This is a genomic window from Blautia sp. OF03-15BH (assembly GCF_003463065.1).
Lineage (GTDB): Bacteria > Bacillota > Clostridia > Lachnospirales > Lachnospiraceae > Limivivens.
The window spans coordinates 61,083-78,046 of sequence record NZ_QSCM01000013.1; the positions used below are offsets into that span (position 1 = coordinate 61,083).

The 16,964-nt window shown below is 39.1% G+C and carries 11 protein-coding genes; 1 reads left to right on the plus strand and 10 read right to left on the minus strand.

Translation table 11 applies throughout. The annotated features are described in order from the left end of the window. Position 1: 1 nt before the first annotated feature. Genes mcrC through DXA57_RS12965 form a run of 6 tightly spaced genes read right to left on the minus strand, consistent with a single transcriptional unit; the run spans position 2 to position 11,750 of the window. The gene (gene mcrC, locus DXA57_RS12940) at positions 2–1,051 is read right to left on the minus strand and encodes a 5-methylcytosine-specific restriction endonuclease system specificity protein McrC (RefSeq protein ID WP_117767761.1); all 1,050 of its coding nucleotides are present in this window, start codon (positions 1,049–1,051) and stop codon (positions 2–4) included. After that, complete coding sequence (locus tag DXA57_RS12945; protein ID WP_117767762.1) at positions 1,048–3,534, minus strand: AAA family ATPase; 2,487 nt, start codon at positions 3,532–3,534, stop codon at positions 1,048–1,050. The genes mcrC and DXA57_RS12945 overlap by 4 nt, the downstream gene beginning before the upstream one ends. A 32-nt stretch (positions 3,535–3,566) precedes the next feature. Continuing rightward, positions 3,567–7,559, minus strand: coding sequence for a type I restriction endonuclease subunit R (locus tag DXA57_RS12950; protein ID WP_243005798.1), 3,993 nt, complete (start codon positions 7,557–7,559; stop codon positions 3,567–3,569). A gap of 12 nt (positions 7,560–7,571) precedes the next feature. Beyond that, on the minus strand, positions 7,572–8,759 hold the full coding sequence (locus DXA57_RS12955; RefSeq protein ID WP_117767763.1) for a restriction endonuclease subunit S: 1,188 nt from the start codon (positions 8,757–8,759) through the stop codon (positions 7,572–7,574). A gap of 3 nt (positions 8,760–8,762) precedes the next feature. Continuing rightward, entirely contained in the window at positions 8,763–11,516 is a 2,754-nt protein-coding gene (locus tag DXA57_RS12960; protein WP_117767764.1) for a type I restriction-modification system subunit M, read from the minus strand. 36 nt (positions 11,517–11,552) lie between these two features. Next, positions 11,553–11,750: a helix-turn-helix domain-containing protein gene (locus DXA57_RS12965; protein WP_117767765.1), complete on the minus strand. Its 198-nt coding sequence runs from the start codon at positions 11,748–11,750 to the stop codon at positions 11,553–11,555. A 466-nt stretch (positions 11,751–12,216) separates the two neighbouring features. Between DXA57_RS12965 and DXA57_RS12970 the strand changes: the two genes are divergently transcribed. Continuing rightward, the gene (locus tag DXA57_RS12970) at positions 12,217–12,927 is read left to right on the plus strand and encodes a hypothetical protein (protein ID WP_117767766.1); all 711 of its coding nucleotides are present in this window, start codon (positions 12,217–12,219) and stop codon (positions 12,925–12,927) included. Between the two features lie 239 nt (positions 12,928–13,166). On the opposite strand, the gene DXA57_RS12975 is transcribed toward DXA57_RS12970, so the two are convergent. The 4 genes from DXA57_RS12975 to DXA57_RS12990 all read right to left on the minus strand — a co-directional run bounded on the left by DXA57_RS12975 (position 13,167) and on the right by DXA57_RS12990 (position 16,642). After that, a complete protein-coding gene (locus DXA57_RS12975) occupies positions 13,167–14,849 on the minus strand; it encodes a recombinase family protein (RefSeq protein WP_334294769.1) in 1,683 nt (560 codons plus the stop codon). Further along, positions 14,830–15,060, minus strand: a complete 231-nt coding sequence (locus tag DXA57_RS12980) for a helix-turn-helix domain-containing protein (RefSeq protein WP_055303625.1) — start codon at positions 15,058–15,060, stop codon at positions 14,830–14,832. Before DXA57_RS12980 ends, DXA57_RS12975 begins: the two co-directional genes overlap by 20 nt. 90 nt (positions 15,061–15,150) lie before the next feature. After that, on the minus strand, positions 15,151–15,336 hold the full coding sequence (locus DXA57_RS12985; RefSeq protein ID WP_055303624.1) for a hypothetical protein: 186 nt from the start codon (positions 15,334–15,336) through the stop codon (positions 15,151–15,153). Positions 15,337–15,352: 16 nt separating this feature from the next. Further along, positions 15,353–16,642: a plasmid recombination protein gene (locus tag DXA57_RS12990; protein WP_117767768.1), complete on the minus strand. Its 1,290-nt coding sequence runs from the start codon at positions 16,640–16,642 to the stop codon at positions 15,353–15,355. Positions 16,643–16,964 lie beyond the last annotated feature (322 nt).

The following is a 16,964-nucleotide window of genomic DNA, read 5'->3' on the forward strand; positions in this document are numbered from 1 at the left end:
ACTATACCGCATTCTCAATACCAACAAAATGCGCTATTGCAATTTCATCTAACTGTTTTGCAATCTCATCAAATGGTTTATTCAGGTCCAACGTTTTAACGCTAATCTGATTACCATGCATTTGGAAAACATTATCCGGCTGGATCTCTTCCTCAGTTTTTGCATACAGAAGCATTCCAGAAACCTTGTTATCCTCATCTCCAAATTGATATTCACGATTTTTTACATAAGTAAATATCTGATACATATTATTTGAATGCAAAGTATGTTTATCAAACTGAACCTGTGTTGTATTAGTATAATACTTGGCATCAATAATCAATACTGTATTTTCTTTTTGAAGGTGAATATCGCTCTGCATTACTGGAAGCATATCTCCAATACCATCATCTAAAGACCACGGTATCTGTGAAGCACTAACGGTTAATTTCGGATAATGCTTTTTATAATATTCGAGAATGAACTTCTCATACAAACGACACATTCTCTGCTCATCAAGAAAATCCATCATCTTTGTAGTTCCATCCGTGTTTGTTTGGAGCAAACCTTTCACTACCAAATAACATATAGAAATCAGCATCTGATAGGATTGATTGTTCCTGTTATATTGCAAATTCCAGTTCACAGAATACAAGTCAATCGGTGTTACATCCGCAAAGAATACCATTAGTTTGCGGAGTTCCTTTTTTCTACTTTTTGCAATATCTGCTTTTAGAAGAAGTTCCACTGTTGATTTGATAACACGATTCATTGTGCTATTAACAGAAAAATCATCGTATGTACAAATCAACTTTTTTCTATGCATACTTTGTATCTTTATCGACTCCGCAATATCAATTTTGCCACGAAGCGACGACAACTCTTCAGTTTGAGAAATGTATTCTTTTCCAAGCCCACGTTTTAGCTGGACAGCAATACCTTTTGCCAATATTGCTGCCATCAGCTCTGCAGTATTATTAAATTCTTCAGTAGCTATTCTTTTGTATCCCTGTTCATTCAGAACTTTGAAGGCATACGACAGCATATAATAGATGTTTTGAATCGGTATCACTTAATCGTACTCCTTAGATTTTCGCTCCAATCTTTCACCTTCATAGGTTCATCAAACCAGTATTCTTTCAATAAAGGTATCAGCTCATATTCCACAACACCATAAAGCCAACTATCGTCAATTGTATCAGGCTGTAAATTACAGAAGTAGCTGTGACCAATACAGAACCCTTCGCCCAGAGATTCATCAACGGAAATCTCTCTATTCAAACTCTCGACGCAACTGATCAGTTTGTTGAACTTCTCATTATCTAATGCCATGCGGTACTCACGGAACCCCGGAGTCTCAAAACCCGGCTTGATATCAAAGAAAGCAAACCTTCTACGAAGTGCATAATCCAGCATAGCCAGGCTTCTGTCTGCAGTATTCATCATGCCAATAATATAGACATTCTTCGGCACTGCAAACTTTTCATCCGAATACAGAAGCTGTAGCGCATTTCCTCGCTTATCATTTTCAATCAGCATAAACAGCTCGCCAAAGATCTTACTAAGATTGCCGCGATTGATTTCATCTATAATAAAGAAATACTCATTATCACTATCTACCTCGGCCTTCTTGCAAAAATTGTAGAATGCCCCCTTCTTCAGTTCAAATCCTGTAGCAGATGGACGAAAGCCCATAATAAAATCTTCATAGGAATAACTCTGATGGAACTGTACCATCATGACACGCTCTACATCTTTTACACCCATCATAGAATAAGCCAAGCGCTTAGCAGCATATGTTTTTCCTACTCCTGGTGCACCCTGCAAGATAATATTTTTCTTATTTCTAAGCAAGCCAACTAATCTGATATAATTATCTTCAGACATGTACACATCATCCAGGAAATTTTCTGCTATGTACTCCGGATAGGCAATTTCTTGCTCATCATCTGCAATATCGTCTTCCTCAAACAAAGCCTTAATTTCTTGTACGAAGTCACTATATGGCGTGATATCGGTCAGAGTCTTCTGAGGAGACTGATGATTAATTGTCCAATCGCCCTTGTTCGTCCAATTTACTTTTCTAACATTGGAATATTCATCTGTGCGATCTGCATCATATTCATAATCAGACTCAACAATTCCTTTGCCAAGAATTCCATTATTGCCTTTTTTAACGTATACCACGTCGCCAATCTTAATATCATGTACAAACTGCCAAGTAGCATGAGCTGAATTCTTATAGGAACTGCTATCACCGTATTCTTTCTTCATCTGCTGCTTCATTTCATCCTTAGAGCTGAATACTCCAAGATCTCCAATCTCGCCCCAGCCCAGTAGCATATAACCATTCTTATAACACTCTTCCCATTTATCAGCGTTTTGTCCTGGAGCATAAATCCAGTAATGAACTGTATCGACATCACTATCTGCAAGAGCATCGCTATCATTCGTTTTCTTACTCTTTGCATCAGAGACACCTTTTTTGAAAATATCCGATGCCATCTCCGCTGTTAATTCTACTGACTTGCCTGCTTCAGTAAGTGTCCACACACCTCTTACGCTTTTATCAATATATCCCGCTCCAACGAGATAGTTTCTAGCGAAAGCAACTTCATTTTCAAATTTGTTAACCTTCGTTTTCCCTCTGGTTTCGCTTACTATCTCATCCGACAAATGCTCGTTTTCTATAATTTTCTTTCTCGCTTCTACCGGTGTCGCAGATCCTCCTAAATCGCGTAACGCCTGTAGCAATGGTTTAAACCACTTAAGAAATTCCGCTTTTGAAGTCTTTTTGCCTTTTTCAGCAGCCTTTTCCTGATTGACTTGTTCAGAGATCTCCCAGGCCGTATAGGATAAATCAGGAAAGTTCTTGTATTCATATTCACCTGCATCCAGAACTTTCTTACACAAATTCTTTATTTCAAGATAATCTGCAGCATACGGCACTTTCTTAAGTTTCTTCTCGGCTGCGACAACAAACTCGCCAGGCATATTCTGGGCATCTGCTATAAACCAACGATTTCTGGAATCCAAGTTGATAAATGTATAAGGACGAATCCAATAAAGGCCCATCGTAATATTCCAGCGAATGCAAAGCTGATCATGCACCTTGTCATAAGCCTCGGAGAATTTCTGACGGTTATCTTCTGTGTCATTGTCAGCCAATGCAAGAGCTACCTCAAACAAACTCCACAAGTTATCAATATCATTTGCTTTTCTATCATCCTTAAATCCATAAAACGTAGCCTTCAGATTATTAAGAACCGGAATTCCATCAAAATTGCTCGGCACAGTTGCAGCAATTCCAAACTCTGACGCTATCCCGTTAAGAATAGCAATTCTATTAGCATTTGTTATTCCCTTGTTGAATGTGCCAAAGATGGTAAACGGATCAATATCAATAATCGCATCACCACTTTCAAGTTTCGAAACGCTAATTCCAACAGTGTCATACACCGCATATATTTTCTTAATAAGAGCCTTTCTATCAGTTTTGAAAGGAAGAAGCTTAGTAGCAAACTCTGTATAAAAATCTATCCAATCGTATTGCATTTTCACGATACCTCCTGTTCATCGTTGATTTTCTACTTTTTTACTGGCGGATGGTGAATTAAATGATCTTTTGATTGAACTTTCAATTCTTCATAAATATCATCATAATCAGTCGTCCATCTTAAATGAAGAAGCATATCATACGTTTCATTGTCATCGCCCACTTGACCTTTGGAAGTCATATTCAACGTCAAATCAGCAAGACTAAGCATATGGTTACTAACTCTAAATGGAATATGTATGCCTAAACACGCAGATATCACATTTGACTTAGTAAGGTTTTCACCCTTCTTCATGTTACTTATTGTTCTGTTATCCAAACCTGTAATACTTCTTAAAAGTCTTGCTGTATAATTACAGATATGTTTATCCATCAGGATATCAAGTGCTGGTCCAAATTCTTCACCGTCAATTGCATTTAACATCTCTTTTGACATTTCATTTACTAGCCCATACTGAGATAACAAATCCTCTGTTATAGCGTCATTATAATTAAATGCTTCATCCGCCTTTGATTTTGGAAGTTTCACATAATGCAATGTTCCATCTTTTTCATCCACAATGAATTGTAAGAAACATTCTTCTTCATGTGTCTTTGCATATTCAGTTAATCTTATTTTTCCGTCATCAGTACGTTCCAAGCATTCCGATGTAGCAACGCAAAGTTTATCTTCCACATACGCAAAACATTCTGACTCAATAACACTTTTTACAGCTTTGCTTTCTGAATACCAGTTTTCTAAGGTCTTGTAGCTGACCGAAGTTCTTATCTCTCTACCGACATAATCATTATCTGTGAGCTTAACAACTACCACTTTAGGTTTATTGTATTCTCTAGCATCATCAGGTGTATATGCAGAAGTCTGTTCTACTTCAATCACATTTAAATACGGATCTTTTCCCCCTGAGAAAATAAAATCACGCAAATAATCCTCACTGTAAATCGGAAGGCGTAAAGGAACATAGTCATCCTTAAATACTAACCTAAAGAATTTTTCTGCCTTTGATTTATTGACTGATTTTTTTAATTCAGTAAATGTACCACGATCATCAATATTACTTGGTGTCGCATGACGATCTAACAATTCCTTAAGTAGAGCATAATAGCATCCAAGTCGTCTGACAACACGATTAATTCGTGCTTGCTCATCTGCCTTCATATAATCAGTAATATAATCTCTAAACGTTTTGCCTGGAACTAATTTTGCCTGACCACTTTCTACTGCATGAATAAATCTTTCCGCATATCGTTGTTCTTCCTGTGAAAGCATCGAAAATGATCTATGTAATTCCTTCAGTGCCGTATCGACAACTCCTGGATCACTATCACCTTGAATCAACTTGACATACTTATCAAAATTAGAATTCATGTAATTAGCATCGATCTTACCGGTATCATATTCTGTAATATGAACATCTATTTCATACGGAACATCTCCACCGGCTCCACCACCGCCACCACGAGTTATCTCTTTATATCTAGCTAATAATGTCAGGTATGTCTGTTCATCGATTAGCATTTTTATAGCATCTTCATTCTGATCCTCATCCGGATAAGAATTCTTTCTCCAAGTAAACCCTTGTATAATAGCCGCTTCAAGATGATTCACAAATTTATTAAATTCTTTTGCAAACTTTCCTATCGCTGCATTATCAGCAGGCAACTTTTCAAAATTAACAATACCTGCATTTTTGAATATCTGTTCTATACTTTGGAAAAGAACATTCATATTCCTTAGATTGTTAGGCAATTTATCAACAAACAATCCTGTAGGAACATCACCTGAATATGCCTTTACAGCCGCTTCAATATTCTTCTCCATTGTATTTGGTCTACGATAGTATTTGATAATTCCAAAAGGCTTCTCAGCCATATTGTAAAGTCTGTTTGTACGTGAAAAAGCCTGAATAAGGTTTTCATACTCCATCATCTTATCCAGATATAATGTATTTACAAACTTGGAATCAAATCCTGTAAGCATTTGATTCACTACAATAAGAATATCAATTTGCTCATCCTTACCAAAGCTATCAAAAGGTTTTTTATGGCCCAATCTTAGGCTGACTTCCTTACGAAATTTATCATACGTTGGAATTGTATACTTCTGATTGAAGTGCTTATTATAAGCTTCCAAGATTTCAACAATTCCATCTTCCTTCTCTAAACTTCCACCACCTTCATTATCGATAGTAGGATCAAACATTGCGGTGATGAATAAACCAGGAAAAGCCTTGACCATCAATCTATAATATTTAACTGCTTCTGGAATACTGCTGGTCGCAAAAATAGCATGAAACTTTCTATTTCTACTGTATAGCGTCCATTTCTTTTTTATATCTTGTATTACGCCGTCCACATACTCATCTGTCTGGTACTGCTCATTAGGTACAAAATCTTCTATACCTTTTACATATTTTCCATTTACCAGTTCTCCGTACATCTTGATTTGAGATGAATCCATGTATTTGAGATACACTTTTTCCTTTTTAGGATCGCTAAAAGCATCCTCTGGGTCTTTTGCTTTGGCTTTACTGAGTGCAACCTTCTCTCGCAGATCAGCATCGTCATAAATGCGCACCATATATGGATCGAAGCCAAGAACATTTTTATCCCTGATTCCATCACCTAGAGTATATCTATGAATCTCATCACCAAATATTGTCGGCGTTGTACTGTCTTTTTTTGCATTTAAGTCTTGAATAGGTGTTCCAGTAAATCCAAAGATCAATGCATTTTTGAACGTGTTTTTTATATCTACAAGCATATCTCCAAACGTAGAACGGTGGCACTCATCAATGATAATAACCATTCTCTTACGCTGAACAATTTTTAAATCTGCTTCTATATTAACCACGTCTTCCCTTGCGATATTACTCAACTTCTGGATTGATGTAACAATCAAGGTATTATCAGAATCTGGGCTTTTTAATTTAGACATTAAAATATCTGTATTTTCCGTTGCCTGAACAGATTCTGTTCCTGTAGCAAATGAACGGTACTCCTTAAGTGACTGTATTCCTAATTCTTTTCTATCAACCAGAAAAACCACTTTATCTGCATCATGATTAGCAGCAACGAGCTGAGCAGCTTTAAAACTAGTCATGGTTTTTCCACTTCCAGTTGTATGCCACACATGACCACCAAGCTGCTTTTTATCATCCCAGTGGCTCTTTTTCTCCGCAACAATATTAGCAATACCAACTGCAGCATAATACTGATAACTTCTCATTACTTTTAAAAGACCTTCATCAGTATCTGCGATTGTATAGAAGCCAATTAACATATGTGCCATTGGTATAGACAAAAACTTTTTAATGAACGTATACCATTCATTTATAGGATAGTTATTGAAATCAGCCCAGTGGAAATAAAAAGCCTTATTGAACACGCCTTTTTCTCCTGGATTTGCAAAATATACAGATTCCTTAGGTTGCATTGCCACAAAGATCTGTACTAGAGAAAAAATACCTCTAAATACACCTTCATGTGAATATTTTTCTATCTGATTATATGCCTCACTAACTGGAATTCCGCTACGTTTCAGTTCCAGGTGAATGACTGGCATACCATTAATCAATAACATCAGGTCGCCTCTTCTGCTATTGAGAATAGGTGACTTTGTTTTAAACTTTGGCTGCTGAACTATCTGATATCTGCTCTGTCCTAACGCGATTTCCTGACGATCATAAATCTTTAAAGAAATTTCCTTACCTAGGTGAAGAGGATCATCTGGGTTGTCACGAGTAATAGATATACTACGCCCATTAATAAACTCATTTAGAGCCATTGGCGATTGTAGATTTCTTACCTGGTCTAAAATCTGAGCCATCTCTCCGGAAGTTAATGGCTGATCATTCAATCGCGTTCCCTGCTTATTATTATTGAATAATATGTTCGCCCAATTCTGAATTAAATCTTCTTCAGATGGATATCTAATAACATCCGATTCCCATCCATGCTCGATGAGGGCTTTTATGACAGCTTCTTCAAAGTCCTTTTCTTCATTAAAAATAATATCTGACAAGTCTATCCCTCCTTATACGAACATCTTCTGAAGACATCCTTTTTTCATTCTTTTCGTAATCTCAATTTCTTGCTCAGTACATGAAATGAGCTCATCGAGCTCCAACAAAAATCTAGCAATCCTACTTTGCTCTTCCACATTCCTAGGAACTTTAACCACAATTTTACTGAATGCTGGATATTTTAAGTTCCAAGTGTCTGATGTTAGTCCTTGTGAGTTAATTTCAAAAAGATGAATTATCTCTTTCTTCTTAAACATATAAGCAAAGAACTGAGTGTCTATATCTCCTATTGGCTTTACTACAGTGTATGCAGGACTTACAATACCTTCGTATGGTGAACGCCCACTTGCTCCTTGCCACATTCTCATTGAGTTATAAGCAATATCACCAATACAAACTCTTTTGTATTTAGATTTGTCAGTATTTGAATTGTCGTGGCGATCTAGTTCAGAAAACTTCTTTATTCCTGAACCAATTGTAACTGATAGTAATTCTCCGTCTGGTAAGCTTTCTAATCGCTCATCAAAGCACGAACCAAGTGTTCGTTCCTCCCAATCTTCCTGGAATTCAGAAAATCTTATTTCAGGAACAGTAGCACCATCCTTAGGGAACATCTTTTGCAAGCATGATTTCTTCATGTTCTGTAACTTCTCAAGCTTACGCTGATGAAGGGTGATAAGGCTGTCAAGAGTAGAAAAATATCTTGCAATTTCTGTTTGCTCTTCAACTGATGGAATATCAAATTGTATCGAGGATAGAACAGGATATTTTAGATTCCATGTATCAGAAGTCAGTCCCTGTGACCATCTTTGGAATATTTGTAATGTAGATTCCTTTTTAAATAACTCCATAAAAAATTTGCCATTAGCATCACTAGTTGGCGTAAGTACAGTATATGCAGGGCTTACAATTCCATCATATTCAGAGTTTCCCACAGCACCTTGCCACATTCGCATTGAATTATATGGAATATCTCCCTTCTTAACGACCTTGTAGTTACTCTTATCTTCAGAAGCAATATTCCTCTTATCTGAATCGATTTGTCTAATAACGCCGTTTCCAATTGTTACTGACAATAATTCTTCATCTCCGTGTGCTCTTTCAGTTCGCTCTTTAAGAATTTCCCCCAACTTACGCTGTTCCCAATCGTCAGTATATCCAGAAAAACGAAGTTTAGGTGTTTTATTATTCTTTTTCATTTTTTACCCCATATACTTCTTAAATTCTGCTAGACCATCAAGATCATCTTTGCTACCAGATAAACCATCAATCATCTGAATAAGAGAACCAGCTGCTGATTCTTTCTTTACCTCAATATCACTATATGTAGTTGCATATTTTGAATTCAAATTTTCAACTTCTGAAACCAATGCTGTAATTACATCATCTGGCAAAGTTCCTAATCCGGATACAATAGGCTCAATCCACTTCAACTCTAGCAGGCGAAGTGCATCTTCTTCATCGAGATTTTTTATTGTTTCTATGGTTGCAGCTTCTAGTTCGATCTTCTGTGCCTTGATTACTTTCTTCAATTCGCTTTCTTCTTCCATTAAAAGCATAACTCTTTTCATTTTTGCTTCTAATGATTCTTCTGGAAATTCATAATCCATCTGCAATTGTAAAATTCTTGCATTTACTGCAGGTTTTCCAAATGTACCGTCCTTATTTGCAGCCATTGTGTTCCAATCAACCACTTTTCTTTCTTCAATATAAGCAAGTTTTTCTTTCTTAGATGAAATCTTTAAATAGTCCTTCAATGCATTGATTTCAGGGCTTTCAACATCAGCCAACGCCTCTACAACATATGCCTTTACTTCTTTTCCGACGAAGGCATTCTTGTCCTCATTTGTAATCTGCAGTTCAAGTTCATCCTCTTCGAGTGACTCTAGTATTTCAGTATAGTAGCCATCAATTTCCACTAATCTATTTTCATTTGATTTTATTTCAGATAATTGTTCGCAGTGGAATACTTCCTGTACAAGCTCAAATGGTAAAATATGACCTTTCCAGCCTTCCTGTACTTCAGTTACCTCATCCTCATCTTCCTTCTTTTTCTTTACTACCATGTTAGGATCAACCTGGAATATAGCATCAAATCCCTCTCCCTGGATCATTTCTAAATCAGAAGTGATTGTCTCCCAATTTTCAGATAGAATCTGAAATGCCTTGTATTGATCAACTAATTTAATATTTGATGTTCTACAAAAAATATCTGTACATACATCTTCTTTAAGACTTTGTGCATTAACATCAAGGATATCTTCTATCAAGCAATCCTTTAAATGCTCTCCAAATCCACTGAAAATATAATGATATTTTGCAATATAATCAGAGACAGATACAGAATTAGATACCACACTTTCTACATCATCTACTATAACTCTAGAATAATTAGCTGAAAGAGCACTAAAAATTTCCTCTCGGAGACCCGGAAATGCATCCCAATACTTATGAAGACCTTCTATTTCCATATTAGGAATTCCGCCAAACATAATGGAATGGATATCCCATGGTTCTTCATCATCAGATGAATCAACATATCTCGGAATATTCAAATTATATTCATTTTCCCGTATGTCTTCCTTTGTAACTAATTTTGAAAATTTTGTCACAGATTTTCTAGCCTTCAAGGTATCAACAATTTCTCGAATATCTCTTGCTCTTAACTTTTTATTTTTTCCAACTTTCTCAAATTTTTTTGATGCATCAATAATCAAGACATCTGAATCTGCTCTTGTTCTTTTCAAAACCATAATAATTGTAGGTATACCAGTTCCAAAGAAAATATTCGCAGGCAAACCTATAATTGCATCTATATGATTTCGTTCAATCAAAGTCTTTCTAATTGTTTCTTCTTCTCCACTTCTAAATAAAACACCATGTGGCAATACAATAGTCATAATTCCATCATCCTCTAAATGATAGAGTTCGTGAAGTAAAAATGCATAATCTGCTTTTGCCTTGGGTGCAACTCCAAATTCTTTAAATCTAGGATCAAACTCTTTATTCTTTGGATCCCATTTCTGTGAATATGGAGGATTTGAAACTACTGCATCAACTTTAACTAACGAATATGTCTCGTCTTTGTTTTCATCTGTTTCAAAAAATGGCCAGTCATCTTCCAAAGTATCGCCGTTTCTAACATTGATATTAGCTGGATTAATTCCTCGCATAACCAAATTCATACGAGTTAAGTTATAGGTATTCTCCTTCAATTCTTGCGCATAATAATCAATCTTGTTCTCGCCTTCGATATATTGAGCCATAGATGCTCCAATATTAATAAGTAATGAACCTGAACCTGATGTAGGATCATAGATTTTAATATGCTCTCTATCTTTAAGGTGATTAGCCACAATTTCAGACATCAATACGGACACTTCATGCGGAGTATAGAACTCTCCTGCTTTTTTTCCAGCATTGGCAGCAAACATACTAATGAGATACTCGTAAATAAATCCCAGAACATCATAGTCTTGCTTTCCATCCATCGGAATCCTTTTAATTAACTTAAGCAGCGCCTTTATTGATTTTGTCTGTTTTGTTGATGTCTCTCCAAGTTTTGAAAGGCCGCTCTGTAATGTCTTAAAAATATTTTCAAATAATTTCTTATATGTTGGTTCAATATTGATATCAAAATTACTCAATGCATCTCGTACATCAGACACGTCAAAATCATCGCCTTTAGAAAGCCATGTTGAGAATAAGTCATTATAAGCAATAAAATACCCTATGTTCTCACTAATATGCTTTACTAGTTTCTCATCATCTGCTGTTGCTTTTTTGATATCATCGTCGGAATATTTTTCCCCTTTCAGGAAAGAAATTTCACGATCTGAAAGATATTTATAAAACATAAATCCAAGGATATAGTCCTTATATTCGTTTGCCTCTATCTTTGATCTCATCTGGTTGGCTGACTGCCAAATAGTAGATGCTAATTGTTGTTTATTCATCCATTTTTACCTCCTGCCGCTAAGTCGCGGAATTGTTTAATTATCTGCAGCCTTCCCACTTCGAGCCCATTCCTCAAGTTCAGAATATTTGAACTTCCAAGCCTTACCAATTTTCTTTCTCGGAATATCCTTGCCTTTACGAATCCAATCACGAATTGTAGCTGGCTTTACTCCTAAGAACTCAGCTGCTTCAGTTGTTCCAATCCATTTTTCCTCATTATTGGTAGTGTTCATAGCTTCTCCTTTTCTATACATACTATGCCAATTTTTATTATACATTATTTTGTGTCAAGTTTCAATTATTTGCATAAGTTTGTGTATGTTTGCGTGGTTCTATCAATTTAGAAAATATTTTTGGTGAACTTTCTTCAACATTTACATCTCAATTTCATACAGAATTATGTCTTTTAGCTTCAAAAAAGCTCCATTTTTCGCCTCTTAGCCCGTTGAATTTTCTTCAACGGGCATTTTTAACGTTTGCTGTATCATGCAATCAAGGGTTAAGCCCCATCATCAGACGATGCGTTCCCTGATCAAGAACGGTCCTATCTGAATCTGATGAACAACTAAACAACCAAACCAGCTGAATAGGACAAGCTGGCCAAACCAATAGGAGGAAACTCGCTATGGCAATGGCCAACTATATTCAGGTATCGCACATGTGGAATTTCCTCCGCGTCAACCCAAGGAGGAAAGCCACATGGCAGAGAAAAATTATGATTACAGTAACAAGAAGAGCTACAATGGCGCAGCACCAAAGGAGAATGAGGCATTAGTTCCATTCTTAGCACATGAAGTTTTAAAGAATTACCATCAGGATGTAAGGGACGGTTTTCGCAAGCGCAATGACGGAATCGTTGAGGACAACTTCGAAACCTGGAATATTCGTGGTAGAAAGATTCTTGTAGGTTTCACAGCTATCCCTAAGGATCAGGTCGAATCCTACATGGAAGGATTCTGGAAAGAGAAAGATCAATATCTTGAATCGACTCGCAAAAAGAGGTGCTTAATTCTTAATAGCAAGGGAGAATACATCCGCTGCCCTAAGTGCAATAAATGCGAAGGATGTAATCGTCCAGAAAAGGATCAGTACCTCTCGCGCTATATTTCATTAGACAAGTTTATGAATGACAATAGCGACGATGATACAAATAGCAACGGTTGGGAACCAGCTGATGATGCTAACACGGAAAACTCAGTTCTCAGCCTGATGATGATCGATGACCTCATCAACGAGGTATCCTTGAAGTACCCAGAAGCTAAAGCAATCTTCTCTCTTCTGATGGACGACCCACAAATCAGTAATGCTCTGAAGCAGGTCGACTTGAAAAAGGGAAAGAGCCAGGCATATGAGTACGTAAAGAAAATGCAGGCATACGCCAAAGAACTCTACAACAAGAATTATCGTTAATTTACAAGCAGCGACCGGATGAATACCGCCTGGTCGCTGCTTTTCTATGGAAAAAGTTATCGTTATAAGGTGAACCCTAGGGTTCATTTTTCCTTGATATACATTCCCTAGTGTCAACCTTGTCTTGTGGACCAATTCCCACAAAGCAATTTTCAAGCATAAAAAGAAAGGCTTTCCAGCAGCCAATCGTACTCAATAACGATAGCTCTCTGAAAAGCCTTTTATTTACTACATATTTTTTACTTGCCTGGGTTCACCTTTGACATCAAAATTACCGTCTCGACAGTTGTTTCAGTTTCCAAGGGAAGTTCTTTCACTTCCTCGCCATCAACAGGCACAGGGAAGTTGAACACAATCTTTCTTATCCAGCTTCCGTCTTTCCTTTTCTCCGGGAACATCTCAATTCGCTCGATAAAGGCTTTCATAAACTCTTTCTGTTCCGCTTCTGTTGCGGAATGGTAGACTTCATCAAATGCCAGTAAGAGCCGATAGATATTGTTACCGGAGATTTTCTCCTGCTGAATGCTGCGGATTTGACCTTGCAATTCGCCAATCTGAACTTCGATATCCTCTATTGTATCATACTGCTCATCATAGCGGCGCTGCAAGTCCAAAATCTTTCTGTCATAGTGGGCATCGTTGATGTCCAAGGTGTCCATCTGACGCTCCAAGCGGCTTTTCGTTCCAAAGGCTTGCTTCAACTGTCCTTGCAGGACGGCGATCTGCTTTTCCATATCCTCTGTATCAACAGCCGAGCCGATTTTCGCCTGAATCGCTTCTACAAACCGGGGATTGTTGACCATAGCGGATATAATCTTAGCCACAAACTTGTTGATCTCCGTCTGCTCGATATTCAGTCGGAAGCTGCACTCATGTCCGGTAGGTGTTACCGTGTTTTTGCAGTAGTAATAATACCTCGTTTTCTTGTCCTTGCTGTGAGCCCTGGCGATATTGCCGTACATACTCTTTCCGCAGCATGGGCATTTCAGAATGCCGGACAGGATGTGTGCATGATCTGGATTGTTGACCTTTTCCCGCTTAAAGGAATTGATCTTACGCTTTTCCTGTGCCAGATACCAATCTTCTTCCGAAATGATGGCTTCGTGCTGTCCCTCATAAATCGGGAACTCCGACTGCTCAACTACGTGCATCTCATTTCTTGTGCCTTGCTTCTTTTCCGTCCTGCGTCTGCCATAGGCGATCTTTCCCATGTAAACGGGATTGTCCAATACATCCTGCACGAAGTTCCTTGAAAATCCGGGAATGGTATTGTTCTGCCGCAGTTTCTTGATAAAGCCGTTGCGGTTCAGATATTTAGCAACCCCGGCAACGCCCTCGTTGGTGTGAATGTAGCGGTCATAAATGACACGGATTACTTCCACTTCATCCTCCGCAATGACCAAATCTCCGTTTTCCAGTTTGTAGCCATAAGGAGCGAAACCACCGTTCCACTTGCCCTCACGAGCCTTTTGCTCACGTCCTGCCATTGTCTGGGTGCGGATATTCTCTCGCTCTATTTCTGCCACCGCAGACAGCACGGAAATCATCAGCTTTCCGGCATCCTTTGAACTGTCGATGCCATCCTCCACGCAGATCAGATTGACACCGAAATCCTGCATGAGCTGCAAAGAGTTCAGAACATCCGCCGCATTTCTGCCGAATCGGGACAGCTTAAAGACCAGCACATAGGAAACGCCGTCCTTGCAGTCCTGGATGTCATTCAGCATCCGTTGGAAGTCCTGCCGCCCTTGGATATTCTTTCCGGAAAATCCCTCGTCAGAATACTCCCCGGCAATAACCATATCTTCGTATGCCGCATACTTCCTCAGCTTGTCACGCTGGGCATCCAAGCTGTACCCGTCAACCTGCATAGAGGTGGACACTCTTGTATAAATATAGCATTTAAGTTGTTTCTTTTTCAGAATCTCCACCTCCCTCATTCATTTCCTTTACCATAAGTCCCTCGTTGCGGATATAATACTCCAAAAGCCACAGCACATAATCCGGTGCATGGCGGTTGTCCAATTCCCACTCGGTCATAGTCCGGTAAGGGATATGGACGAGCTTGCAAAAATCTTTCCGGTTCAGTCCTGTGCTTTCCCGCAACTTGATAATTCTGTTCTTACAATCCATCTGTCTTTTCTCCATAAAAAACAAAAATACACGTTGCGTAATCATTATAGCATAGCCGCAGTGAATACGCAACGTGTAAATTGTAAATTTTTACGCAGCCTTATTCGTCAAAGGCTGTGCTTGATTACTTTCCTTGGAATGCTCCACTTTCTGAGGGGCATCCTGTTCCAATTTATCCAAAACCTGATGTCCATATTTCTGGAGCATCTGGCTCATAACATCCACACAGCGGACAAATGCCGCATTATATTTTGCATCCTCATAATATTTCTTCAATAGGCAGTTACCTCCATCAAATTTCCATGTCCTGTCCACGCTTACGGACAGGTGCTTTGTGTTCCTGTGTTTCCTTTCCTCTGGCGAGGATGGAATTGATAAAAGCCCGAACCTTTTCGGATGCAATTTCCAGTGCATCCAGGAAAGGCTGGGCTTTTTGCTTCAACTCTTGATATTTTTTATTCGCTTCTTCACATCGCTGCTTCCAAATGGATGCAGACTTTTGAGCAGATTCCAGTTTCCCTTTCAATCGCTCATTCTCTGCATGAAAGAGAATGCCGTTGGTGGCATAGCGTTTCAACGTGTCGCATTCATCCGGTGTCAGCGTGATATTGTTTCCGAACGTGGCTTTCTTGCCCATCGCTTCAATATCCTGCACCGTAAGTGCAATGGCCTTTGCTGCCTTGGTTTCCTTTTGCAGAGCTTCCAGTTTCTTTTTCTGCTTTTCCGTAGCAGCTTTAGCATCCTCCAAACTCTGTTCTGCCTGTGCCACCTGTCCTGTCACAGCTTCCAAACGCTGCTGTTCCGCCTGCACCTTAAACTGTGTCACCGTCAGATGTTCCTCGGTGCTGCCACGCTCTCCACGCTCCACATCGGTATATCCGGCAGCACGCATGAAATTAAAAAAGTCATCCTGCAACACGCTGTAGGATGACCTTAAAATCTTTTTTCCTTTTTCATTGAGCTTGGGATTTCCGTCCTCGTCAAGCACCGGTTTGGAGTCCCATTTCTTACTTCGGCTGACTTGTGTGATCGTTTCCTTTACCGTTCCCCGGAGAGCTTCATCCTTACATCGCTTCGACCAAAGGATCTGCTTTTCCACTACCGGAATATAAACCACATGGAGGTGATAGTGGTACACATCCTCGCCAAGAGCTTCGGACATTGCCCGGTTGTGCTCATCGGCGTGCATCACAGCAGAGAGGATATACTGCTCACCGCCTACGATCTCCACGGCGGCTTTATAGGCATCAGCATAAAACTGTTTTGCAAATTCATAGCCGCCGTGGTTGTAGAAATAAGCGGAGTTCACATCAAAAACCAACTCGCCGTATTTGATGGCATCCGGTTTCAGACCTCTGGTGGAGATCACGCCATCCTGTTCCATTTGCTCAAACATTTTCACATAATCATCGGTGGGAGTCTTGAAGTGAACATTCAGCGGAGTGCGTTCCGGCACAATGTCTTGATTGCTGTAACTGTCCTTTTCTCGCTCATTGTGTTCCTGTATTTTTGCCACATCGTCCGGTGTCGGTAAGTCCTGATTCCGGGCTACGGTGCGGTCTATTCCATCATTTCTTGCCATAGATTTTTTGTCCTTTCCTTAAAATTTGCAGACAGCGGGGAGCTGCGGAGAGGCACTTTTTCAAAGTGTAATAACCCACTATAACACTTTCATCCATACTGGCTGCAAAGTGCCGTGGGCTCTCCGAGGGCTCTCCCGAGGGGGAGTGCGGTTGCTGCGGCAACCTCTGCTGACCAATGCGAAAATGTCTGCAACTTTTCCCATGGTCAGCCCGTCTGCATGAAGCTGTTCCGGTGAACTTCTCTTTGCAGACGGCGGCAGCGAAAAGCGTATCTTTCACTGCCATCCATAGACAGCACTGCGGTGTGCCTATGGGGACGGG